This is a genomic window from Methanobacterium sp. (assembly GCA_039666455.1).
Taxonomy (GTDB): Archaea; Methanobacteriota; Methanobacteria; order Methanobacteriales; family Methanobacteriaceae; genus Methanobacterium_D.
On sequence record JAVSLW010000009.1, the window covers coordinates 87,153 to 111,512 of the forward strand.

Sequence of the window (24,360 nt, forward strand, 5' to 3'; positions counted from 1 at the left end):
GGATGAAGGCATCTTCTACATTATAGTCAGTTACAAAAGTTTTTAAATTCTAAGCATCACGATATGGAAAAAGTAAATTTAAGCTCATTTGTGTGACTTTTTGAATATAAAGTCCATGTATTATGTTCTTGACTATAAACACAGATTAATCTGATTTTAAAATCAATCATTTTTTGAGTATATTCTCCAGTACAACTGCATTATTATGCTTTTTATCTTTTGCAGAATAAATTAGAGTTACTTTTCCCTTATCTTTTTCAATTTCCTTTATTTTATCAATTAATTCTTTTTTATCCTCTAATTCCTTTTTACATCTGTTTTCAAATTCATTCCATTTTCCAGGATCATGTGAAAACCATTTTCGAAGATCATCACTTGGTGCAATCTCTTTCATCCAGAAATCCAGATGTGCTTTCTCTTTAGACGCTCCTCGTGGCCATAATTTATCTACAAGGATTCTAAATCCATCATCTTTGCTAGAGGATTCATATGCCCTTTTTATCTTTATCATTTTATCACTTTTAATAATATAATCAAAATTAATATTATATTTTGTGGATCCTGAATAATTTAAACTAAAAAATAACTATTTAAATTAAAAAAAAGAATGGATATTCAAAGAATATTTAAGGACAGCAAGCTTAGAATAATGGAATTAATGTTAAATGATGTTCTTAAATTCAGGATGACAATTTAAAATTGAAATAAAAAGTAAAAATATTAATGAAGTAATATGTAATCCAAATTATCATGAAAAACAAAGACTATCAGGCATTAACTCCAGCAGAAGATGCCTTAAATATTATTAGAAAATGTTTTCAAAATGAAAAAAGGGGAAATATAAAGGCAAGAGATGATGCTAAAGAAGATTTAAAAAAGTTTCTTGTAAAAACTGATGACGGTTCTTATACTGTAAATTCTAATAAGCGCTTTGGAAAGTCTGAAACGATGCATACTTATCATGGAGCTTTAACTGAATCTCTGGAGAAATTTGTAAAGCCTGCAAAACTTAAAGGTAAAAATAAAGTAAGTATACTGGATATATGCAGCGGATTAGGTTACAATGCTGCTTCTTGCATCGAATTTCTGGATAAAATGACAGAAATTGAAATTGATATGGTTGAAATTTCTCCAGAGACTGTTGGAGCTGCACTTTTAATTGAAAATCCAGTAAAATCTTATGAAATTATTAAAAGAGTTGTTGAAGAATATTTCTATGAAAAAGGAACTTTGGAGTTTAAATTTCATAAATTGGAAATACCTGATAGATTAAATATTAATATTTATATTGAAGATGCAAGAGATTTAGTTAAAAAGTTTCAATATAAAAAAAAGTTTGATGCAATATTTTTAGATCCTTTTTCTCCAGCTAAGTCTCCAGAGTTGTATACCCTTGAATTTTTCCTTAAATTAAAAAATCTTTTGAAAAATGATGGAATTATTCTTACCTACACTTCTGCAGCCCCTGTAAGGTCTGCAATGGTTCATGCAGGGTTATATGTAGGAGAAGGTCCTCAGTTTGGGCGAAGCGGTGGTACATTAGCAGCTAAGAATCCTGAAATTATTAAAAAACCACTTTCAATGGATGATGAGCGAATGATTGCGCTTAGTGATGCTGGAATTCCATTTATAGATCCCAAACTTAATGAATCTTCAAAAAACATTATTAAAATGCGGGAAGATGAACGTAAAGCTGCAAGAGGGCGAACAAGATTTGCATCCACCGTAAAGATACCCATATATTTATATAAAGATATTGAAGAAGAGCGACTTAAAAGGAGAGTTCTAAGAAACATTAAAATGTTGGGAATAGATGATTTAAAGTCTGAAGAGGCAAAGTTTATTGTTTGCCCTCAATTTAATGAATGTATATGTAACTGTGGATATGGTAAAATGAATAATTCTAAAGACAGAATAAATGAAATGATAAAGAGATTGAAGTTAATTTCTTTAAAAAATTAAATTTATTGTATTAATAAGGTGAAAAATTGAATTTTGAAATCAAATACAAGGATGGAATGGGCAGAATCGGAATAATGACCACCCCTCATGGTAAGGTCCAAACGCCTGCATTGATGCCTGTAATTCATCCGGGAAAACAAACCATTGACGTTAAAAAGTATGGGGCAGATATTGTCATAACCAACGCTTATATAATGTATAAAAATGAAGATCTCAAAAAAAAAGCACTGTTTGGCGGAGTTCACAGTTTAATAAACTTTGATGGTCCTGTTGTCACTGATTCAGGCTCTTTTCAGCTTTCAGAGTACGGTGATATCGATGTTACAAACAGAGAAATAATTGAGTTTCAAGAAAAAATAGGAACAGATATTGGCACATCTCTGGATATTCCAACCCCACCATATGTAAAACGTGAAAGGGCAGAAAGAGAACTTGAAATAACTCTTGAACGTGCAAAGGAGGCTCTGGAAGTTAGAGAAAATCTGATGATGAATTCTGTTGTGCAGGGGTCAACTTTCCCTGATTTAAGGGCTAAATGCGCCGAAATAGTTGGTAAAATGGACTTTGAAGTATATCCTATTGGTGCAGTGGTTCCTCTACTTGAAAATTACAGATATACAGATGTTGTGGATATTGTAATGGCTTCTGTGGAAAAATTACCTGCCTCCAGGCCAAGACATTTAATGGGCGCTGGTCACCCCATGGTTTTTGCGCTTGCTGTTTTAATGGGGTGTGATCTTTTTGATTCAGCAGCTTACATTCTTTATGCTAATGATGATCGTCTTATGATGATGGATGGAACCTATAAACTGCAAAATCTTTCTTATATGCCCTGTTCATGTGATGTCTGTAATAAATACGCTCCAGATGAGTTAAGGAGCATGGAAAAAGATCAGAGGGTGAAATTAATTGCAGCACACAACCTAAATGTTAGTTTTGCTGAAATTAGAAAAATAAAACAGGCGATAATAGATGGAAGTTTGTTTGAACTTGTAGAACAAAGATGCAGGGCTCATCCCTACCTTTTAGATGCACTCCGGAGATTAAAGAGATATAAAGAATTGATTGAAGAGCATGACCCAGCTTACAAGAAGTCTGCATTTTTCTATTCTGGTCCAGAATCATTAAACCGTCCTGAAATATTCAGGCACCACCAGAAGCTGGAAAGACTTCCAAGAAAAGATAGACTTGTACTTTTGCCTTCATTTAAAAAGCCCTATTCTAAAAATATTCAGATACGAATACTTCAGGATGCAAATGGAACCTTAGAAAGCCTGGGTAATTTCTACGGGATCAAAAATGGAAAAATGGAAGTCCCTGGCGATTCAACACAGTTTGCTGTTTTGGATGTTCCTTTTGGAATAATACCTCTTGAAATTGATGAAGTGTATCCTTTAGCTCAAAATGAATCTCCTTCAATATTAGATGAGGATTCTAAAGTGTTTATAAAGAAAACTATTGAATCTTATGCTCAAAATTTTAATGAAGTTATTGTTAGTGAAAGTCTGGTAAATAAATTTGATCTTGAGTTTGAGTTTGATTTCGATTTTGATGCAGGTAATTTGAAGATTATTTTTAATGATAAGGAGAAAATAAAGTATATAGCTGATTATCAGTTTGATAGGGGAGCAGGAAATGCTTTGTTCAAGGGCAATATCAGGATTGAAAAGAGCAGAAAAACAGGTAAAATACGTCATGTGTATGATGGCGAGGATTTAATTGCAACGCTTCGTGCAAGCGACGGCATATTTGTGCTAAACATGAACGGTGCAAGGAGACTTCATAAATTTCTTGAATATCCAAAAAATAGGGTTGTGGTTACAGGTGATGCTGAACCTTTTGCAAGGGAAGGAAAAAGTATATTTGCTAAATTTGTTATAGATATTGATATAAATATAAGGGCAAATGAAGAAGTATTAATCGTAAATCAAAATGATGATTTACTGGCCTTTGGAAGGTCAATTTTAGACAGCCGTGAAATTAAAGATTTTAATGCAGGTCAGGCAATAAAAACGCGGAAAGGTGATAAATAATGATACCTGGTATGGGAATGAATCCCAAACAACTTAAACAAATGCAAAGGGCCATGAAACAGATGGGCATGGATATGAAAGATGTTAAAGGTGCCACAGAAGTTATAATTAAGTTTAAAGATAAAGAGATAGTTATAAGTAATCCTAAAGTGAATTTAACGGATTTTATGGGGCAGAAAACCTACCAGATCACTGGTAATCCTAAAGAAAGAAAAACTGATGTTGTAATACCAGATGAGGATGTTGAACTTGTATCAGCCCAGACAGGAGTTAGCAGAGAAGATGCACTTAATGCACTTAAGGAAACAAATGGAGACCTTGCAGAGGCAATTATGAGGTTAAGCTGAATGGTGTTTATTGCTCATTTATCTGATATGCACCTTGGTGCCTTTAATTTTAAGGAAGATTTTTTAATCAGTGCCATAAATAAGGTTAATGAGTTAAATACAGATCTGGTCATAGTTACAGGCGATATAACTGAAAATGGTTTTTATGCTGAATTTGAAACAGCAGCAAAATATCTGGACTTAATTGAAAGTCCGATCCTTGTTGTCCCTGGAAATCATGATGCAAGACATATAGGAAATGAATGCTTTGAAGAGCTGATAACAAAACGTTGCAATACTTTAAATGTTACAACCCGTGAAATAAGCGCCATTGGCTTAGATAGCAGTGAACCAGACCTTGATTATGGTAAGGTTGGGAGATGGCAGCAGAAAAGAATGGAAGTTGAGCTGAAATATGCCGGTGAAAAGAAGCTGTATAAAATAATTGCTCTTCACCACCATATAATCCCTGTCCCAAAAACAGGGCGTGAAAGGAACGTTTTAATCGATGCAGGGGATGTTTTAAAATCTGTAATTGATGGAAATGCTGATCTTGTCCTTTCAGGGCACAAACATGTACCTTATGCATGGCAGTTACAGGATACAGGTTTTGTTACAGCAGGAACTGTGTCCTCACTAAAACTCAGGGGAAAGGATATCTGTTCATTCAATACAATAAATATTAAAGAGGATGATGTAAAAATAGTATTAAACTATGTTGATGGAAGCTCCAGAGTTCTTGCAGAGTACAAAAATATGTGTAAGGTGATTGGTTGAAAGTAATTATCGATGCTGCAAATGTGGCTCACTTCAAAAAGGGAAAAAACTCAAACCCCCGTCTGGTTCATGTGCTAAAAGCTATTGAATCTTTGAAAAACTTAGGATACGAGCCATATACCATAGCTGATGCATCACTCAGGCATGAAATAGATAAAAAAGAAGAATTCAACACTCTCTTAGAAGAAGGGGAAATTCATCAGGTTCCAGCAGGTACAGCAGCAGATCATTTCATCTTAAAAATTGCCTATGAAGAAGATACAAAAATACTTTCCAATGACCTGTTTAGAGAATATAATGATGAGTTTAAGGATATTTCAAGTAAAAGAATTCCATATAATATAAAAGACGGTCAAATAATCATTGGAACATCTTCAAGGCCTAAAAAAATTAAAAATGTTCTTCAAAAAATATGTAATCATACGCTTAATGAATTTGAGAAAAAGGGATTTGATCCATATAAAGTTAAGAAAAGTAAAAAATTAAGCGGTATAGCTATAGCAAAAGAAGCAATAGACCGGATTACAAAAAGTAGAGAGGAAGGAATTGATTCCCGGATGGAAAACATGCTGATGAAGATTCCTTTATTTGATAAAGTAATGAGTATAGTTGAAGATGCTGAAAAAACAAGTGATTTTATCATTTTTGTTCTTGTAAGCCCGCGAGATTACAAAGATGCAGTAAGGTATGCAGGAAATATTGCTGTAACTGTAGGAGATAGATTAAAATTAGATCATGCACCCCTTGTGGCCATAAGAAATGATCTTTTCACCAAACCCGGGTCTTTTGAGCTTAATATTATTTATTCTGATGAAGTAGGCGAAGAGTCAAAATATAATGTTAATATAACCATTAATGATCATGATTATGCCTTTGTTAAAAAAAACTCCAGAAATATAGCAAGTACTGTAGCTGCAAGAATTGGAACATGGAAGTTTCCAATTGTAGCTGTTAAACCAAGCATGCTCATGGAAAAACCTGGAGAATTTGAAATAGTTTTAGAAAAAGCAGAAAGTTAAAGACACATTCATCTTCTACTTAAGGAGGATTACACTAAATGGTCATGGATTATCTAATGAGAGCCCTTTTTGGATTTTTTGTTAAATCAAAGGTACTGAGCATAGGCACTAAATACTACCCCACCAATGACAGAGAGCGTGAATACGTGGAAATGCTTAATTACACCAAAACAATGCTCCTTGAAGTTGATCGAGCACATATAACAACCCATAACATTTTCCAAAACCTTGTAAAAGAGGTTGGAAGTGAAAATATTCCTGAAGGCAGAAAGTTCATAGAAATAAAGCCTGCAGAAAACAAAGTGGATGAATACGCTCTTCTAAGCAATATAATCATGGGAAGCGACCGGTACCTCTATATCGAAGTTTTCAAAAAGGATCCTGTTATCCGAGAATTTGTCAATATGATTAAAAAGGAAAAGGGTACTATTATCGAACAGAGTCAATCTGAAATAGTGGCCAGGCTTCTTTCAAAAAATGATGCAATAAGAGTTGCAATTGAATTAATAGGGCGGGGAATGGAAAAAAACATTCATGTAAGAGCCGCTGTTGGAATGACCGGTGCTGCAGCCATTGAAAGAGCAATAAACTTAAACAAACAGATTGGTGAAAGTGCAGGTGTGGGGTTTACCAAGCTTGGAGGCGAATTTGCAATAGTATTTTCATCGAAAATTAAAAAACCTGCTGGAACCCCTGCAGTTTACGATAATTACTTATTTATTGATATAATTGATTCTACAAAGTTTATAGAAGAAAATGGTCGTGACAAGCTCGTTGAGATAATGACTGGCATTAAAGACTTCATTGAAACAGAGTGCCATGGCAAAATTGAAGGTTACAGAGAAGGTGGTGATGATTTAGTTGCTAACCTGCCCACCAAAGACACTGCACTCAGGGCAGGGATTGATTCAGCATGGCATGCTTTAAATCACGGCGCAAGATTAAGGGCAGGTGTTGGGAAAAGCAGAAGAGAAGCTGGGGAAAGAGCTCAAATGGCAGATAACATTAAAGTTTGGAATAAAAGCCCGGTAATGGTATTTGATATTGCAGATGGAACTTATGCATACTACATGCCCTCTGAATTTACAAAAGCAGCCCTTGATTTTTTAATGAATAAAAAAGGGAAGGCATTTTTGATATTCATCTTTGTATTTGTAGCTACATTTGTTGGATGGAGCTCTGGGCACTGGGAATTTGGAATTATATCCATATTGTTAGCTCTTTTGTATGCAGTTGCAACATAAAATGAATGAATAAAATCATGTGTTGTTTTGGTTATAACATCACATTTATTAATAAAAACCCACAAATAATAATAGATGAGCATTATGAAGCCAGAAACTGAAGCAAAAGCAATTATTGCACTCATCATATCTTTAATAGCATTTGGATGTGGATCAGGTGCAGGAATAGTAATGGGTTTATCTCAAAACGACGCTTTAAACACCACAAAGATTAATAATACTTCGGAAGCTCAGGAATTTCCTCAAATTCAAACTACAAAAAATGTGAATACCCCTGCAGAATCTCAAACCACAACAGACCAGGATAACACAAATTCAGAGTCAGTTTACATAGAAAACAGGGAGCCCAGTGGTAACAGCACCACACAAAAACCAGATAATGATAATAACACTACTGAATAAAACCACTTATTTTGGAGACATCAAATGGAAATAATAAAAGGAGGAATCTGTGCTGTAGAGGGAGTTTTAGCTTCAGGATCACGAAAGGGGAAGTATGGAGTCACAGTCATATTCAGCAAGGAAAGCACTGCTTCTGCAGTGTTTACTTCAAACAGGGTGGTTGCAGCACCGGTTATTCTTACTAAAGAAGCTGTTAAAGACTGTAGAATATCGGCAATTGTGGCCAATAGCGGCAATGCCAATTGTTTTACAGGAAGAGAAGGCCTTGAAGATGGAAAATTAATGGCAAAAAAAGTTGCAGCTAAGTTAAATATTAAATTAGAAGATGTGGCTGTTGCATCAACAGGAATTATAGGCAGGAAAATGCCAATGGACATTATTGAGCCGTTAATAAATGAATCGATTGAAACACTTGAAAATTCACCTGAAGCTTCTTTTAAATCAGCTGAAGCGATAATGACCACAGATACTTATCCTAAAGAAATTTCAGTTCAGACCACTTTAGCTGATGGAAAGTTAGTTAAAATTGGAGGTATAATTAAAGGTTCAGGAATGATAGCTCCAAATATGGGCACCATGCTTTGTTTTATCACCACAGATGTTAATACATCAGGAGAGGATTTGAATAAAGCACTGAAAAGAGCTGTTAGTAAATCATTCAACATGGTTGTTGTTGACGGTGATGAAAGCACCAATGATACTGTTATACTCCTGTCTACTGGAAAATCTGGAAAAATAGACGAAAAATTTCAGGACGCACTGGATTTTGTCTGTATAGAACTTGCTAAAATGATGGCCAGGGATGGGGAAGGTGCCACAAAATACATGGAAGTCATGGTAAATGGTGCTGCATCAAAAGAAGATGCAAAAAGAGCTGCTAAGGCAGTGGCCAGTTCTTCACTTGTAAAAACAGCTCTTTTTGGCGCAGACCCCAATTGGGGACGAGTAGCAGCAGCAGCAGGTTATTCAGGAGCCAGGATAGATGAAAAGAAACTGGACATTACATTTGAGTCAGAAAATGAAACAGTTGAAATAGTAAAAAAAGGTTCAGTTATGGCTTCAGAAAAGTCTAAGGAGCTTGAAATTGCAGAAAAGATAATGAAAGAGGATGAAATAAAAATTATTGTAAATTTAAATCTTGGGAAGTATTCAGCCACAGCTTATGGATGTGATTTAAGCTGTGATTATGTGAGGATTAATTCTGAGTATTCAACATAACTGTTTCATTAACCAAAAAACTGACTAAATACTTTTAAGAGCATTGAACATACTATTTTTTAAATCAATGTGATAATTTATATAGGTATAAACTAATCTATATTTAAAACGGCGATAAGATGAAAACAGTTAATATTTTAATTGAAGCACTGCCTTACATTAAGAAATTTCACAAAAAAAAGATTCTGATAAAGTACGGCGGCCACGCTATGATAGATGAATGTGCTATGGAATCTACAGCAAGAGATACGGTTCTTTTAAAGTATGTGGGCATGGAACCAATTGTTGTCCACGGAGGAGGGCCTGAAATTTCAAGAGCAATGAATAAGATTGGTAAAGAGCCTGAATTTATTGAAGGACTCAGAATAACAGATAAAGAAACCATGGATATAGTTAAAATGGTCCTTGTAGGTAAAATAAACACTGAAATTGTCTCAAAAATATGTTTGCACGGCGGAAAAGGAGTTGGACTTTCTGGAAAAGACAGTCGCCTTATAGAAGCTTGCAAAAAAGCACCTCATGTAATAATAAATAATGAAACTGGTAAAGAGACAATGGTAGATTTAGGACTTGTAGGTGAGATTAAATCCATAAATCCTGACATAATCGATGTTTTAACAGATAGGGATTATATCCCCATCATTTCTCCTATTGGTGTTGATAATAATGGTGAAGCTTTAAATTTAAATGCAGACACTGTAGCAGGAGATATTGCTTCTAAAATGGATGCAGAAAAATTAATTATATTAACTGATGTTCCAGGAATCCTTGAAGACCCAAAAGATCCTGATTCTATTTTAAGAAGGATAGGGATTGATGAAATAGGAGATCTTATAAAAAACAGGACTATTACTGAGGGAATGCTTCCAAAAACCCTTACCTGCATAAAAGCTATAGAAGACGGCGTTTCATCAGCACATATAATTGATGGAAGGATAGAACATTCAATATTACTTGAAATATTCACTAAAAAGGGAATAGGAACAATGATCACGTCATAAAACTTATTATTTAAGACATATACCGATACGTTAAGCGCTTATCTATCAAAATCTAAAAAAGATTTCTACAGAGCCAATATTTTTTCATTTTTTCAATATAAATCTAAGTAATTCATAAAATTTTTACGCCGGAAAGCTTTATTTGATGAATAATAAAGATGAAAACTTGTTTGATGCCAAATAATTCTTTAAATAAGAATCCATTAAATTTCATTGCATAATTTATTTTTATTCTTTATTAAATATGAAATCCAAGTAAAAACATTTATATACCGTCAGGATCATTCTTTTTATCATGATTATTCATGTTGATGTTGTTACAATCTTAAGTTATACTCTTGCAGTATTATCCGCAATTATTGTAGGATTTATTGTAAGGCTTCCTTTACTTCCTGAAAGACCAATCAGGCATTCATTTACTATCAGCATAGTTTTCCCAACAACTGTGGTTGCGCTTGGACTGTCTGCAATGATTTTTGAGCTTGGATGGGGGGGAATAATAGTTGGAATAGTAACTGGAGTTTTATCTGCGTTAATATCCAGATATTTGCTTGAAAAGATCCTTCCAAAACCTACAGAGCCAGTTGAAGGTGAATCTTAATGAACGAAATAATAGGAATCATAATTGCTGCAGTTTTATCCTGGTTGAACTTCGTGCTTATAGATACATGGATGGGGCTTCCTGAAAAACCAGGTGTTAAGGGTGCAGATGTAATTGGAAGAAGTGTAAAAAAAAGAGGCGGAGATTTATCGGGTGGATTCTTCCAGGGTAATATTGTATGCTCTCCAGATGCTTCAGCAGGCACAATTCTTGGGGCTATAGCATGTTATACTATTGGGATCCCTGCAGGAGGATTTATAGCAGCTTTACTTGTATTTATCGGTAACAGGCTTTGCGCAGACCCGGGATATGCAGGAACAACTGGTGCACTTTCAATAATGGTTATTATAGCACTGGCATCATTTATTGGGATTCCTCCAGAACAATTTATTGTGGGTATGCTTCTTGCAATAGTCACTATTCAGGGTCTTGATCACCCCAGAGCATCCAGATTACTTGGAAAAATCGCGAAAAAAATGGGAAGATACACAGAATTAACTTAAACATTAAACTTAAATGATTAAAGAGATAAACCATTTATATTCATTTATATCAAAAAGGTAGATAAAGATGTTAATTGAGATTACAGGTATTATAGTTGTACTCATGGCTCTTAGAGCGTTAATTGCCCAAGATAGGGGTGAAAGAATGCTCTATCTAAACGCATTAAGTTTTGGGATGTCTGCACTGATTGCACTTTACATACAGACACCTTTCGGAGCTATAATTGCAATAACCTTTTTTGTAGCTTCCACTGTAAGTTCAAACGCAATAGCATATTCAATTGGAAGGATAGGGGAGGAAATACTGATAAAGTAAAAATAGGTGGAATAATGGCTATAGACTTCATTAATATATCAACAGTTTCAGCTGCAGTTTCTTTAATTGGAGCTGCAGGTATAATATTACTTCCAAAGCCAGTTGATAAAGTGATAATGTTTGCAATGCTTCAGGGAGGTTTTATAGGGATGATAGTGGCTGGAAAATACCTTGATGTTGCTATGGCTGCTGCATTATTCGATCCAATATCAACTGTAATCCTTTTAATTGCAATTATTAAAATTAACGATGTGAGAAAAGAAAAATTAAAAGCCCGGGAGGAATTGAACATTGCTTGATTATTATGTGTGGTTCTATACAGGATGTATACTAACCATATTTGGAAGTATTGCTACTGTAATCGGTCCGGGGGTTAAAGATCCGGTCGTACGGACTTTAAACACTGAAGTTGCTGCTGTTGGAGTTTCAATGATATTTTTAACATACAACCATACCATTGCACTTATCACTTTTATTGCCTCAACCACAATAATTACCATGATACTTTTAAGAGCTATTGTAAGGCTTGAAGAAATGGGGGCAAAGGTATGAGGAGTTTTGGAAGGATTTTAAATGATTTAGCTAACCCTGGTAACATTCCAAGACTTTTCTCACTGGCACTTGGAATTGTACTTTTAGCAGGGTTACTGGTTCCCTTTGCCTTAAACGATCATCAGCTTTATCCAAGACCAGAACCACAGTACCAGATCAATGCAGGTGATCCTCTGGCGCCTTATAACCGGGGGGGAGAAGTAATTGCAGAATGGGGTCTTGATGGCAATTTTCTCTTAGAACCGGGTATAGTCACAGCCCAGTATCCTGAAAACGCTCCGGCAATAGGTAAAGTTACCGGTTATCTATCTCCAATGGCCATAAGCGTTAAAGATACTACTCTTTACTTTGGTACTTCAATCTATTCATCCCCTGGTGGTTTAATAGATGAGATACTGTATTATACAAGGGGTTTTGACACAATTCTTGAATCAACCATTCTTATGATGGCATTTGTAATTGCTTCATGGGTTGCACTTCACTTTACAATGAAAAGGGAGGAAGAGGAATGACTGGCGCCGAAATCCTGGTTCCAAATGTTGTTTCTCCTACTGTAGTTGCAATTTACGGGCCTGCAGTTGTTGTGGGTTTATTAACAGGTTTTATAGCACTTCTGGGAATAGCATTTAAAAAAGGTGATTTAACTGCTTTAATTCTTACAGATATTGTAGGATTGGCCATGTTAATCATTGTTGCTGCTGTTGCAACTGATTTAGCAGAAGCATTAATACTTCCAGGACTTGTGGTTGAACTGGCTGAAATCCTGGCTATTTCTGAAATTCTCATGAGCAGGGAAATGAAAAAAAATGGAAAAAATGTGGAATTAATCCCACTCCCATTATCAATGAACATGGAAATTCTGGAAACTGCACCAGCTTTCCTTGCAATAATACTTATAGCTTATGGAGCTTTCCTTACAGGTTTTACTGGTGGAGCAGTTGCAGGGGTGGGCATACTGTTCTATGTACTATCAAAAACCATAAGAGGAGTTCCTTCCAATATATGGGAGGGCGTTGCAGGAGTATCAGGTGTAGCCTGGACTTTATGGCTTGTAGGATTCCTGATATTCTTCGTAGCTCCTCAAATATGGTTATTAGGTTTGTTCATGTCATCAATTGGAATACTGATAAAAGTGGCATCTAAAGCAGGGCTCATAGGTGTTATGGGTAGAGAAGAGTTCAAAAGAGAAAAATGATAAATAATCTGGAGTAAATACAATGGATATAGCAACTTTAAGCGGACAGATATTCGGTTACATACCTCTTGGAGATATTGTACTGTACTTTACCCCCTTTAATCTGTTTTTATTTGGCAGTGCACTTCTATTTACAATCCTTATAGCTTTAAGTAATACTGAAACCCAGGTTGAAGCCAGATTCGGTACTCTGCAGGATAGAGAAGTAAAGGTAGACAAAGCTGAATTTAAAATAAGGAGATTTCTGGCAATAGTATGCGGCCTTGCAACTGCAGGGGCTATGATAACAGGGGATCTATTTAATTTCACACTGTTTGTTGCATTAATTGGTATTGTAAATATTGGTTTAGTTGGAGCTGTAAAAATGGTAGATGTTCTGGATTCAGCATTCCAGTATGGTATAATTGCAATGATTGCATCACTTCCCTTATTTGGGGGTGCAGCCACAGTACTTGCAGCAACAGGAACATTAAGTCTGCTGGAATTATCAAATAGTGCGGTTACACCAATGGTCAGTTTTGCATCACTATTACTTATAATGGGTATTGCTGGTGAAACTGGTATGGCACCATTTTATGCAGCAAAAGCGGAAATGTTTAGAACACCCGGTTCACCGTTTCTGGTTATAATACATTTAAGTTCATTACTTGTAATTGTAAGGGCAATTGAAGTATTGCTTATAATCAACAAACCATTTTAAAGGAAGTATCAGGTGAAAAAATGGATAAAAAGAGTACAATCAGTTTATCAGTATTTATAATTTCTGTATCATTCATAGTTTATGCTTTAATATTTAATCCTCCTGAATGGATGGTAATTGGAATTTCAATTGCATTTATTCCGCTTAGCATACTTTCATTTGGACTATTAATCATGGCAAGGGCTGGAAAAGAAGAGGAAGAAGATAGAAGGAGAGAGCCCTTCATTGGATACTAAAATCAAAACGGTGATCAAATGAATTTAATGGCAGATATTCTGTTAAACGTTCTTATAGCTTTCCTTGTTGGAAGCTTACTCCTTGGATTGTACAGAAAGGTGGTGGCACGTGTTCAGACAAGGCCAGGGCCGCCAATAATCCAGTACCTCTTACATTTACTCAAGTTTTACATTAAAGAGTCTTCATTCCCTAAAACAGCCGCAATGCCATTTTATATTGGAATAGCGAGCATTCTTATGGTTATATGGGTAAGTGCAGTTATAGTGGGCCCTGTAACTCAGGGGTCTCTTTTAATAATCTTTGGTATCTATGCTATTCATAAAATAGTAGAGCACAACGCAGGATCATCATCTGGCTCACCTTACGGTAAATTAAGCTGTGTTAGGGCAGTTTATTCGGCAGCTGCAGAAGTACCGCTCTTTGCAGTGCTTGTAATAATCTATCTTAAAACTGGAACAATGCTAATCAGCGATATTGTAAATTATCAGGCTATTAATGGACCTTTATTGTACACTATACCATTAGCTGCCCTTATGTATCTTGTATTAATAATATCCAAGGCACAGTACACGCCATTTTCAATAACTAAAGGCAAAGATATAGTATCCGGATACGAAACTGAGCATTTTGGACTGCTTCGTGGATATCTTATGATATCTGAGTCCATAGTATGGTACATGCTGCTCTGGATTTTCTTAACTGTATTCCTTGGGCCCATCAGCCCGATTTTATATATCATTGGAATGGTTGGAATCACGGTTGGAGTTGCGTTTATAAGTGCTACCACACCACTTTTAAATCCCAATCATTCTGTGGTTCTGCAGATCCTGTTTGCAGTTACTGGAATTGCAGGTTCTATTTTACTCTTAAACATACTTTAAAAAGGAATGAATTCAAAGGAGAATAAAGGATGAAAAAAGAACAGGATACACTCTTCCTAATGGCCCTTGTAGGGGTAGGGGCTGTAATAATGAGCGGACTTGCTGTATTCAAACAGTGGACTATCGTATTCCCATTAACTATTGCGGCGGTATTTTTAGCATTTCTGCTGATATACCAGAATAGAAGCAAATTTATTCATGTTTCAGAGAATCTTGAAAACTATGCATTTATTACAGCACTCATATCATTTATAGCAGCATTTATACTGCTTTATAGACCAGCGTAATTGGTGATAGGATGTTTCCAACAATTTATTTAGCGTATATACTTTCATTTATAATAGGAATGATTACAGGGCTTTTACTTAGTTATAAAAAGTATACTGAACCCTTTGTAAGCAAAAACATTGATCTTGCTGCGTTAGCGATTTCCATAATAGGATGGTTTTTGTTTTTAAACAGTCCATTTATTATGTTTATTCCACAATACATTTCAATTACAGCAGGTTTGTTTCTTGTAGCTGTTGTGCTTGGAATGAGGCCAGGGTATGGTAGATATGAACTGGCAGTTGGGTTTATAGTATCTGGTTTAATCTGGATTGCAGGGATGGTTCTTTTATGAAAGCTGATGATTTATCATTGATGAAACTTCTAAAAGGAAGAATATTAAAAAGTTACAGGTGGCAGGAAGATATCATAAAACCCTTCTCTAAAGAGATGGGTATCCAGGAAGAGACACTTGAGGAAATATTAATAAAGAGACTGGATATGTCCAGCCTTGAAGCACTTCACCCCCGCTTTGAATCATCGAAGTTCAGTTGTATACGTGATAAAATACATGCAGACCTGCAAATTTGCTGGCTTTCTGATGTAATGGAGATTATATCTCCAGAGTATGCTGATGCAATAAAAAATAAAATTGCAAAAGAAGTTATAGAAGGAAAAGATTATGAAGATGCCATCAGGGATGGTAAAAAGGAATTAATTGAATATCTTATGAGGTAAGGAAATGTTAGATACAGTTAAAAGTATCATAAGAAAAAGCTCAATTCACGCATGTCTCCTTAATACTGGAGGATGCAACGGTTGCGACATAGAAATCGTTGCACTTTTATCACCCCGTTATGATTTAGAACAGTATGGAATTTACTTCCATAATAATCCCAGAGAAGCCGATGTAATACTGGTTACAGGGCCTGTTGCAGAACAGTGGAAGGAAAATCTGGAAAGAGTTTATTCAAAAATACCAAACCCTAAAATAGTGGTTGCAATAGGGGCATGTCCTCTTTCAGGACATATTTACAATCAGGAAGGCAGTGGTATTTACCCTCCTCTTAATGAATTCATCCCTGTAGATGCAGAAGTTCCTGGATGCCCGCCAAGGCCATCTGAAATATTACAGGCCCTTCTATCTGTTGGCCCTGATGCAATAGCAGCTAAAGGGAGGCAAAAAGAATGATAGTTCCAGTAGGACCAGTTCACCCTGCTTTAAAAGAGCCTTTACGTTTAAAACTTCATACAAGAGGAGAAAAAGTAATCGATGCTGAAATAGATTATGGTTATGTCTATAGAGGCATTGAAAAGATAATGGAAGGAAAAACCTGGCAAAAATCGGTTTATTTAGCTGAAAGAGTCTGTGGTATTTGCTCTTATATTCACACACAGACATTCACAGAAACATTTGAAAAAATTGCAGATGAAGAAGCTCCACTGCGTGCACAATTTCTAAGAGTTATTTCCAACGAACTGGACAGACTTCAAAGCCATTTGCTTGCAAACTCCACCTACTTCAATGTTATTGAACATGAAACACTTTTCATGTACATGCTTTCATTAAGAGAAAAGGTAATGGATGCCATTGAACTTTTAACCGGTAACAGGGTGCACATGGCATGGAATGTGGTTGGTGGAGTGAGATTAGATGCCAGAGAAATTCATTTAAACAGCATATTGAAAATAATGGATGACCTGGAATCCAATTACACTAAATATGCTCATATGTACGAAAGCGGTCCCTTATTAGGTCTAAGATCTAAAGATGTGGGCAAAATGAGCAGAGAACAATCAATCAGGGCAAGGGCAGTAGGTCCAATTGCCAGGGCTTCGTCAATAACAGAAGATTTAAGAACAGTTAAGCCTGTTTACAGAGACCATTTTGATTTCAAGGTAATCTGGCGTGATGAAGGAGATAACTTCGCCAGAAACATGAACCGTTTCGATGAAATAAAGGAGTCTATAAAAATCATCAGACAGGCTATAGAAAACCTCCCTGAAGGAAAGGTAAGAAAAAGAATAGACATACCTGCAGGATACGCTGACAACCGAAATGAAGCTCCCCGTGGAGAAGTAGCCTACATGATAGAGACAAACGGTAATTTAATAAAGAACATTTCTATAAGGACTCCAAGTATAATGAACATCGATGCATGTGCTAAATACATGTTTAAGGACGTTGCAACAGTTGCAGATGCAATAGCAACATACGCAAGTGTTGATCCATGTATTGCATGTACAGAACGTGTTGTAATTGTTGATGAAAAATCAGGTAAAACCTGTGAATTTGATGGAATAGGGAATGTAAAGTTGTAAAAAGATGGTGTTATGTCTTCAGTAATATGGTATTTATATGAATTTGCAAGAAAGGGATGGATTGAAAACTTTGCAGGTGCTGCAACAAATCCTGAAATAGTAGAAACGCCTGATAGATTTAGAGATTTTCCTGAAGTAATAAGAGAACTCTGTATTGCCTGTGGTGCGTGTACAGCAGCTTGTCCTTCTCCGGCAGCTATTAAACTTGTTAGAACTAAGGATAAGGACTCTGAAAATGGAGAAGGTATAACCTATCCTGTAATTAACACAGATGCATGCATAAGATGCGGATTCTGTGCAGAAGTATGTCCAACAGACCCTAAAACACTTAGAACAGGTGAAAGCCATTTAATCAGGGAAGAATTTACCATATTACCTGCAGAAAAAATGTTTGTAATTGACGATTACCTCTGTATACGCTGTAAAAAATGCATAAAGGCATGTAAAGTAGAGGGCGCCATAATTGAAGAAGATGGCAGGCTCATGATAGACCAGTCCAGGTGCGTTGCCTGTGAAGAATGTGCAAAAACATGCCCTGTTAAGGGTGCGGTTAAAGGGATTTACATTTCAAATGTGGAGGGACAGAAAGATGTGATTAACATGGTTGTCCACGCCCTGGAAGACTTTATAGAGGCACGACAGGATGATTTAAGGAAGTTATCACCTGAAGAGGTTGTTAAACTGGAGTTTCCTGCTACCCGAATTATGGAACAGGCCAGAGAAATCCTGTTAGATGAAGATATTGCCAGAAATATTATTGAAAGAGTAACAGATAGACTGAAACTTAGAATTATTACCTGGGACGATTCCAAGTGTAAACAGTGCAGATTATGTGTTGATGAATGTCCTACAGGTGCTATCAGTTATGATGAAGAAAAAGGTGTTGTTAGAGATTCTAATAAATGTCTCAGGTGCACCACATGTTACCAGACATGTCCATTTGGTGTTGCAGGCTTTTATATTGCAAGATTTTTGCTTACAGAAACTGAATTAAAGGAAGAAAACATTCTTGTAACAGTAAAACCATCACTATTACCTGTATAGGGGGATGATTAAAATTCCGGAAACTAAAACTGATAAAAAGTCATATAAACCGCTCAGGGAAGTTGAAGTGGCCTATGAGATAGATGCATCTAAATGCGAACAGTGTATAGCGAGGCCGTGTCTTCAGGTTTGCCCTGTGGAAGCTGTGCATGAAATACCCCCAGATAAACATATAGAAATTGATGATAAGTGTTTTGGGTGTGTACTTTGCAGAGAAGCATGTCCCTATGATGCTATAAAAATGGAGACAACATTAGCAGAAGCTGTAAGGGAAAACATACCTAATATTAACCCAAAATTATGTAGAAGATGTGGTGCATGCGTAGATGCATGCAGAACAGGTGCTGTTCACCTCATATCTTCAGGTAAAGAAGAGGCACACAGCGTTATAGACGAAGAAAAATGTGTTAAGTGTGGTTACTGTGCTCGTGTGTGTCCTACAGAGGCTATAAAATTTGGTGAGATTTTACCAAGGTCTGTAGCTGGTGGAAAAGCAATAGTTGTTGACCAGGAGGATTGTGTTGGCTGCATGATCTGTAGAAGAGTCTGCCCATCTAAAGGAGCAATAAATGTGGGTAAAGTGAGTAAACTACCATATATTGACCCATCATATTGTGCAAGATGCGAGGAATGTATGGATGTCTGCCCATCGGCTGCAATTAAATATACATCAAGAAAAAAAGCTTATGAAAGCTTTGGTAAAATTAAAACAATGGAAATTGTATCGGAAATTCTTGAAAAAGAAACAAAAAGGCTTGCAAGTGATGCAGGAAAAGTTGAAAGCATTTTAAATAGAATTTCACTTGATTTAAGCTATGGAAATACTGACGACGAATTTGAAATTGATGTAACCGACAGGATAAAAGCAGACATAGAATCTGCTGTGGATGGAGATCTGGACATTGAAGATCTAAGAGATATTGTTAAAGCCACTTCTCCAAAAAGAGACGTAATTGTTATTGAGGAAAGCTGTATTGGATGTACCTTATGCATGAATATATGTCCAACAAGCGCCATTGAACTTGAAAAGCCGTCTCCAGTGCATATTGGGGATGAATGCGTTTACTGTGGTAGATGTATTGAAGCATGTCCATTTGAAGCTATTTCCTTAAAAGAAGAATATTTTGAAGCCAGAAACGGCAGGATATTTTATGTAAGAAAGGGTGTGGAAGGCCCAAGAACTGGAGAGGTTACTATTGATAACGAATCCTGTCAACTGTGTGAAGTGTGCGTAAATAAATGCCCTGCAGATGCAATGAGCATAGAAGATAACAGAGTAGTTGTGGATAGGGAAAAGTGTATATTATGCAGTGCATGTGAAGTAATATGTCCTCTAAATGCAGTGAGATTAAAAACCTAAAAAAGGAGGGGAGGTGAATTGAGCAAAAAGGTGTTTATTTCTGATTGTGAAGGCCCCATATCTATAAATGACAATGCATTTGAGCTTGCAGGTCATTTTATTGAAGATGGAGAAAAATTTTTTACTGTGGTTAGTAAATATGATGATATTTTAGTTGAAAATAAAAGAGAGGGATATTATGCAGGAGGAACTTTGAAATTGATCGTCCCTTTCCTGAAAGCTTATGGTGCCACAAATGAAAATATAATAGAATTTTCAGCTAAGAACGTGCACCTTGTTCCTGGAGCAAAGGAGATGCTGAGTTTTGTAAATAGCATCATGCCCTCCTTTATAGTAAGTACCAGTTATAAACAGTATATTCAAGTCCTGTGTGATTTAACAAGCTTTCCATTTGAAAATACATATTTTACTTCGCTGGATATGGTAGACGAATATTCAGTTAGTGGAGAAGAAAAGCAAAAGCTCATGGAATTTAGAAAAATCATCATTGAAAACCCTGATTTTGAAATACTGGATAAGATATTCTGGGATGAAATATTAAAATTGTCTCTTTATGAAATAATGAAAAATGTAAATCCAGTTGGTGGGGAAGGGAAAAAAGAAGCAGTACTGGATATTGTAAATAAATATGGGTTTAAAGAATCAGATATAATGTATGTTGGAGATAGTATAACAGACGTTGAACCTTTAAAATTTGTAAAAGAGAGCGGTGGACTTGCAATATCATTTAATGGAAATGAATATGCAGTTATGTCGGCAGAAATTGCAGTTATGGCCGATAATACAGTTATTACATCAATTATAGCAGATTTATTTAATAAGTTTGGGAAAATTGAGGTTATTAATTTCATCGAATCATATATGGATAATCCTGAGGATGCTCTTAATAAATATACAGTAAATAAGGAACTTAAAGAAATGATAAAGCAGGTAAATCTCCCTAAAATTGCAGTGATAACCGGTGAAAATTATGAAAGAGTGGTAAATGAAAGTAAAACCTTCAGAAATATTGTAAGGGGAGAAGCAATAGGCGCTCTTGGATGATGATAAAATGGTTGAAATAGAAAATACATACTGTGAAGCTTTTGATGGAATATGCTGCCGGGTAATTATAACTGCCCATGATAAAGAAACACTTCAAAGAGCAGCTTATGATGCCACATCAACCCCTGGGACTGTAATAGGGCGTGTTGAAGGAGGTATTGAAGGATGGCTGGATAAAGATGAAACTCCTGATCATAGAAATGGAGCTATACTCCAATTCTGGTATGGAAAGGAGGATATAGAAAAGTTCAAAGTTGAATTGTCCTACAGAATAAGACAGGATATTCTTGTTAAACCATTTACAGCTCTTTTCGATGCTTCAGTTGATCCGGCAGGTAAAATTGACATGATGAGAAATGTAGGGCACTGCGGCGACGGTTATGAATGGACTGAAAAAAAATACGGGCGTGAAATGATAATTGTACCCATTGCCATACCCGATTTTAAGATAGAAAGCACAGTTGGATACATGAGGGGGATCATGGGCGCGAATTTCTGGTACATGGCAAGCAGCAGGGAAGCAGTTATGGAAGCCGGTAAAAAAGCACTTGATGCCATAGGTAAGATAGAAGGTGCTATAGCCCCATTTGATATATGTTCTGCTGCCTCCAAACCTGAAACTAACTACCCATGGATAGGCCCCACTACAAATCATCCATACTGTCCCTCCCTTAAAGAAAAGCTTGATAAGGAATCTAAAGTTCCAGATAATGTTAAATACATTCCTGAAATTGTGATAAATGGCCTTAACATTGATACAGTGAAAAAAGCTATGAAAGCAGGGATTGAAGCTTTAAGTGATGTTGAAGGGGTGGTTAAAGTTTCTGCAGGAAACTACGGTGGCCAACTGGGTGATCATAAAATCTATCTAAAGGATTTATAGTATTAGAGGTTTTAAATGAAAAAACTGGATGTTGTAGGGTTTGGAGCATTAAATGTAGACAGGCTGTATAATGTTAACAAAATAGCTCATGAAGATGAAGAAGCATTCATAACAGATTTTAATCAATCCTGCGGCGGGTCTGCTGCAAATACGATTACTGGACTTTCAAGACTTCAGATTAAAACAGGATTTACAGGTAAAGTAGCAGATGATAATGATGGAAGTCTTTTACTTGAAAATCTTCAAAAAGAAGGTGTAAATACTGATGGAGTTATTATCAGTCCCGGTGGAAGAAGTGGAAACGTTACTGGATTTGTGGATAGGTCTGGTCAAAGGGCACTGTATGTAGATCCGGGAGTAAATGATCTGATTGAATACAGTGAACTTGAAATAGAATATATAAACAGTTCAAGGATTTTGCATTTAACCTCATTTGTTGGAGATTCATACAGGGCACAGGAAAACGTTTTAAAAGAAATTGACGACGATGTCGTTGTAAGTCTTGACCCTGGAAGGATTTATGCAGAAAGGGGCTGGAGTTTCCTTAAAAATATTTTAAAGAGAACAGATATTATCCTTATTAATGAAGAAGAATTGAAACATTTAACCGAAGAGAAAACACTTAATGAAGGAGTAGAATTCCTGTTGAATCAGGAGATAGGAAATGTGGTAATTAAAAGAGGAGATAAAGGAGCTTATATAACTAATGGAAATGAATGTTATGATCTGAAGCCTTTTAAAGTTAAATGCATAGATACAACAGGTGCAGGAGATGCATTTAATGCCGGATTTTTATACGGCTTCCTTAAAAATAAAGATATCAATGAATCAGGAAAAATAGGAAACTTTGTAGCTTCATGCTGTATAATGGAGCGAGGGGCAGTAAAGGGATTACCAGATCTATCAAAAATTGAAAAGTTTTGATCAACCTTTTTTAAAAGGTTGATTACCAGATCTATCAAAAATTGAAAAAATATTCTACCTGAAGGTGTAATTATGGATATAACGTTTAAAAAGGACAAAAAAGTGCTGAAAGATGAGGTCATCCGTAAATCAATGGATTTAGAAGAGAGCGAAAAAGCAGAAATTGAAGAATGTGAACTGGAAGGTAAATTTATTACCATCTCCCCAACATGCATAAGATGCAATTTATGTGCTGAAGAATGTCCTGTAGGGGCCATATCTGAAGCAAAAGCAGGTAAACCTGCTAAAGTACTTGAAAACTGTGTTAAATGTGAAATTTGTGCACAGACCTGTCCTGTTGGGAGCATACATGTCCTACAAACCATATCTTCTGTAAATGAAGAAGATGTGAAATACCGTTTAAGAGATCTAAAAATCCCCCACAGAAAGCTGAAAATGAAAAGTATCAGTGTAGATAAAGAAAAATGTGACTCCTGCGCAATGTGTGTTAAATTTTGCCCTACAGGTGCCATAAAAATTGAAGGGGAAACTGCAGTTATTGATACTGGTGCCTGTGTTGGTTGTGGTGCCTGTGTCAATGTATGTCCAGAAGGTGCAGTAACACTTGAAAGAGAGTTAGGTCCTGTAATAAAAACTAAAAGACTTGATATTGACCGGGAAGCATGTGTTTCCTGCGAGATATGTGAAGAAAACTGTCCTGTAGAAGCAATTAAACTTGAAGATGATGAAATAGTATTTTTAGAGGATAAATGTATTTTATGTGAAGTATGTTCGAATAAATGTCCTGTAGGTGCATTAAAACTTGAGAGGATATCATGAAAGTTAAAGAAATAATGGATAAGGAATATATATATGCGTTTCCAGATCAAGACATTGTAGAAGTGTCTTTGATGATGGAGAAGAAAAAGAAGTTCACAACGCCTGTTGTAGACAATGATAAACGCATGGTAGGATGGATTACTTCTCTTGATGTTACCAGGGGATTAAGGGAAGGTCATAAAAAGGTATCAGATATTATGCATTCCAAAGATGACATTGTCCATGTCCATGAAGATGATCCTGCAAGATTAGCTGTTTTAGAAACTTCTAAACATAAAGTAGTTAGTATCCCTGTTCTGGATGATAATGATGTTGTTGCTGGAGTTGTAAGAACGTTTGACATTGTAAAAACATTATCACATCTTTATGAGATTAAAGTTTACAGGATATTTGAAGCTATGGCAGAAGAACTTAAAGGAGTTAGCTGGGATGAACTCATGGAAGCCGGTGCAGTTATTACAAGACGAAGAACCGGAAAAAGGATAAATCCTGAAGAATATGAGAAATTGATCAGAGAATCAACATTTGGCGAAGCTATATGGGCAACGGGCGGCCTTGAAAAGTTCTTTGCAGGCCTTATAGCCATGGGTGAACTTGTAATTGCAAGAAAAGTGACAAGGGCAAGGAAGTAAATCTGGCTTAAAACAAGGTATCAATATCTAACTTTGATAATTAAATTCTGTATTAAATCCTTAATTTTTAAAATTGTTAAAATAAAATAGAAAGGGGA

The 24,360-nt window shown here is 35.9% G+C and carries 32 protein-coding genes; 31 read left to right on the top strand and 1 reads right to left on the bottom strand.

Annotated elements, in window-relative coordinates; genetic code table 11:
• Positions 1 to 166: 166 nt before the first annotated feature.
• Positions 167 to 511 (bottom strand): DUF488 family protein, encoded by a 345-nt coding sequence (locus PQ963_02450; protein ID MEN4028528.1) that lies wholly within the window; start codon positions 509 to 511, stop codon positions 167 to 169.
• Between the two features lie 239 nt (positions 512 to 750).
• Here PQ963_02450 and PQ963_02455 point away from each other — a divergent pair, with 239 nt between their 5' ends.
• The 31 genes from PQ963_02455 to PQ963_02605 all read left to right on the top strand — a co-directional run bounded on the left by PQ963_02455 (position 751) and on the right by PQ963_02605 (position 24,262).
• Entirely contained in the window at positions 751 to 1,962 is a 1,212-nt protein-coding gene (locus PQ963_02455) for an MnmC family methyltransferase (protein MEN4028529.1), read from the top strand.
• Between the two features lie 26 nt (positions 1,963 to 1,988).
• Positions 1,989 to 3,995, top strand: a complete 2,007-nt coding sequence (tgtA, locus tag PQ963_02460) for a tRNA guanosine(15) transglycosylase TgtA (protein MEN4028530.1) — start codon at positions 1,989 to 1,991, stop codon at positions 3,993 to 3,995.
• Positions 3,995 to 4,342 (top strand): nascent polypeptide-associated complex protein, encoded by a 348-nt coding sequence (locus PQ963_02465; GenBank protein ID MEN4028531.1) that lies wholly within the window; start codon positions 3,995 to 3,997, stop codon positions 4,340 to 4,342. Before tgtA ends, PQ963_02465 begins: the two co-directional genes overlap by 1 nt.
• Entirely contained in the window at positions 4,343 to 5,098 is a 756-nt protein-coding gene (locus PQ963_02470) for a metallophosphoesterase (protein ID MEN4028532.1), read from the top strand.
• A complete protein-coding gene (locus tag PQ963_02475) occupies positions 5,095 to 6,117 on the top strand; it encodes a Zc3h12a-like ribonuclease (protein ID MEN4028533.1) in 1,023 nt (340 codons plus the stop codon). Before PQ963_02470 ends, PQ963_02475 begins: the two co-directional genes overlap by 4 nt.
• A 38-nt stretch (positions 6,118 to 6,155) precedes the next feature.
• Positions 6,156 to 7,361, top strand: a complete 1,206-nt coding sequence (locus tag PQ963_02480; GenBank protein ID MEN4028534.1) for a hypothetical protein — start codon at positions 6,156 to 6,158, stop codon at positions 7,359 to 7,361.
• 84 nt (positions 7,362 to 7,445) lie between these two features.
• Entirely contained in the window at positions 7,446 to 7,763 is a 318-nt protein-coding gene (locus PQ963_02485; GenBank protein ID MEN4028535.1) for a hypothetical protein, read from the top strand.
• A gap of 24 nt (positions 7,764 to 7,787) precedes the next feature.
• The gene (gene argJ, locus PQ963_02490; protein MEN4028536.1) at positions 7,788 to 8,981 is read left to right on the top strand and encodes a bifunctional ornithine acetyltransferase/N-acetylglutamate synthase; all 1,194 of its coding nucleotides are present in this window, start codon (positions 7,788 to 7,790) and stop codon (positions 8,979 to 8,981) included.
• Between the two features lie 119 nt (positions 8,982 to 9,100).
• A complete protein-coding gene (gene argB, locus PQ963_02495) occupies positions 9,101 to 9,982 on the top strand; it encodes an acetylglutamate kinase (GenBank protein ID MEN4028537.1) in 882 nt (293 codons plus the stop codon).
• A gap of 295 nt (positions 9,983 to 10,277) precedes the next feature.
• The gene (locus PQ963_02500) at positions 10,278 to 10,583 is read left to right on the top strand and encodes an energy-converting hydrogenase A subunit A EhaA (GenBank protein ID MEN4028538.1); all 306 of its coding nucleotides are present in this window, start codon (positions 10,278 to 10,280) and stop codon (positions 10,581 to 10,583) included.
• Positions 10,583 to 11,086 carry a hypothetical protein gene (locus tag PQ963_02505; protein MEN4028539.1) on the top strand — a complete coding sequence of 168 codons (504 nt, stop codon included), beginning with the start codon at positions 10,583 to 10,585 and terminating at the stop codon, positions 11,084 to 11,086. Before PQ963_02500 ends, PQ963_02505 begins: the two co-directional genes overlap by 1 nt.
• Positions 11,087 to 11,153: 67 nt before the next feature.
• The gene (locus PQ963_02510; GenBank protein MEN4028540.1) at positions 11,154 to 11,402 is read left to right on the top strand and encodes a DUF2109 family protein; all 249 of its coding nucleotides are present in this window, start codon (positions 11,154 to 11,156) and stop codon (positions 11,400 to 11,402) included.
• A gap of 14 nt (positions 11,403 to 11,416) precedes the next feature.
• Complete coding sequence (locus tag PQ963_02515; protein ID MEN4028541.1) at positions 11,417 to 11,701, top strand: DUF2108 domain-containing protein; 285 nt, start codon at positions 11,417 to 11,419, stop codon at positions 11,699 to 11,701.
• Entirely contained in the window at positions 11,694 to 11,954 is a 261-nt protein-coding gene (locus PQ963_02520) for an EhaE family protein (GenBank protein ID MEN4028542.1), read from the top strand. The genes PQ963_02515 and PQ963_02520 overlap by 8 nt, the downstream gene beginning before the upstream one ends.
• Positions 11,951 to 12,466, top strand: coding sequence for an EhaF family protein (locus tag PQ963_02525; GenBank protein MEN4028543.1), 516 nt, complete (start codon positions 11,951 to 11,953; stop codon positions 12,464 to 12,466). Before PQ963_02520 ends, PQ963_02525 begins: the two co-directional genes overlap by 4 nt.
• A complete protein-coding gene (locus tag PQ963_02530; GenBank protein MEN4028544.1) occupies positions 12,463 to 13,149 on the top strand; it encodes an EhaG family protein in 687 nt (228 codons plus the stop codon). Before PQ963_02525 ends, PQ963_02530 begins: the two co-directional genes overlap by 4 nt.
• Before the next feature lie 22 nt (positions 13,150 to 13,171).
• Complete coding sequence (locus PQ963_02535; protein ID MEN4028545.1) at positions 13,172 to 13,849, top strand: proton-conducting transporter membrane subunit; 678 nt, start codon at positions 13,172 to 13,174, stop codon at positions 13,847 to 13,849.
• Positions 13,850 to 13,869: 20 nt separating this feature from the next.
• Positions 13,870 to 14,085, top strand: coding sequence for a DUF788 domain-containing protein (locus PQ963_02540; GenBank protein MEN4028546.1), 216 nt, complete (start codon positions 13,870 to 13,872; stop codon positions 14,083 to 14,085).
• Positions 14,086 to 14,103: 18 nt separating this feature from the next.
• On the top strand, positions 14,104 to 14,967 hold the full coding sequence (locus PQ963_02545) for an NADH-quinone oxidoreductase subunit H (GenBank protein MEN4028547.1): 864 nt from the start codon (positions 14,104 to 14,106) through the stop codon (positions 14,965 to 14,967).
• A gap of 29 nt (positions 14,968 to 14,996) precedes the next feature.
• Positions 14,997 to 15,254 carry a hydrogenase gene (locus tag PQ963_02550; protein ID MEN4028548.1) on the top strand — a complete coding sequence of 86 codons (258 nt, stop codon included), beginning with the start codon at positions 14,997 to 14,999 and terminating at the stop codon, positions 15,252 to 15,254.
• Positions 15,255 to 15,265: 11 nt separating this feature from the next.
• A complete protein-coding gene (locus PQ963_02555; GenBank protein ID MEN4028549.1) occupies positions 15,266 to 15,589 on the top strand; it encodes a DUF2104 domain-containing protein in 324 nt (107 codons plus the stop codon).
• Complete coding sequence (locus tag PQ963_02560; protein ID MEN4028550.1) at positions 15,586 to 15,972, top strand: DUF1959 family protein; 387 nt, start codon at positions 15,586 to 15,588, stop codon at positions 15,970 to 15,972. Before PQ963_02555 ends, PQ963_02560 begins: the two co-directional genes overlap by 4 nt.
• A gap of 4 nt (positions 15,973 to 15,976) precedes the next feature.
• The gene (locus PQ963_02565; GenBank protein MEN4028551.1) at positions 15,977 to 16,426 is read left to right on the top strand and encodes an NADH-quinone oxidoreductase subunit B family protein; all 450 of its coding nucleotides are present in this window, start codon (positions 15,977 to 15,979) and stop codon (positions 16,424 to 16,426) included.
• A complete protein-coding gene (locus tag PQ963_02570) occupies positions 16,423 to 17,556 on the top strand; it encodes a nickel-dependent hydrogenase large subunit (GenBank protein ID MEN4028552.1) in 1,134 nt (377 codons plus the stop codon). Before PQ963_02565 ends, PQ963_02570 begins: the two co-directional genes overlap by 4 nt.
• Positions 17,557 to 17,568: 12 nt before the next feature.
• The gene (locus tag PQ963_02575) at positions 17,569 to 18,600 is read left to right on the top strand and encodes a 4Fe-4S binding protein (GenBank protein MEN4028553.1); all 1,032 of its coding nucleotides are present in this window, start codon (positions 17,569 to 17,571) and stop codon (positions 18,598 to 18,600) included.
• A 4-nt stretch (positions 18,601 to 18,604) separates the two neighbouring features.
• On the top strand, positions 18,605 to 19,960 hold the full coding sequence (locus tag PQ963_02580; protein MEN4028554.1) for a 4Fe-4S binding protein: 1,356 nt from the start codon (positions 18,605 to 18,607) through the stop codon (positions 19,958 to 19,960).
• Between the two features lie 18 nt (positions 19,961 to 19,978).
• The gene (locus tag PQ963_02585; GenBank protein MEN4028555.1) at positions 19,979 to 21,004 is read left to right on the top strand and encodes a hypothetical protein; all 1,026 of its coding nucleotides are present in this window, start codon (positions 19,979 to 19,981) and stop codon (positions 21,002 to 21,004) included.
• A 7-nt stretch (positions 21,005 to 21,011) separates the two neighbouring features.
• Positions 21,012 to 21,887: a formylmethanofuran--tetrahydromethanopterin N-formyltransferase gene (locus PQ963_02590; GenBank protein MEN4028556.1), complete on the top strand. Its 876-nt coding sequence runs from the start codon at positions 21,012 to 21,014 to the stop codon at positions 21,885 to 21,887.
• Positions 21,888 to 21,902: 15 nt separating this feature from the next.
• Positions 21,903 to 22,811 carry a carbohydrate kinase family protein gene (locus PQ963_02595; protein ID MEN4028557.1) on the top strand — a complete coding sequence of 303 codons (909 nt, stop codon included), beginning with the start codon at positions 21,903 to 21,905 and terminating at the stop codon, positions 22,809 to 22,811.
• Between the two features lie 72 nt (positions 22,812 to 22,883).
• Entirely contained in the window at positions 22,884 to 23,630 is a 747-nt protein-coding gene (locus PQ963_02600) for a 4Fe-4S binding protein (protein ID MEN4028558.1), read from the top strand.
• Positions 23,627 to 24,262, top strand: coding sequence for a CBS domain-containing protein (locus tag PQ963_02605; GenBank protein MEN4028559.1), 636 nt, complete (start codon positions 23,627 to 23,629; stop codon positions 24,260 to 24,262). The genes PQ963_02600 and PQ963_02605 overlap by 4 nt, the downstream gene beginning before the upstream one ends.
• Positions 24,263 to 24,360: the final 98 nt, after the last annotated feature.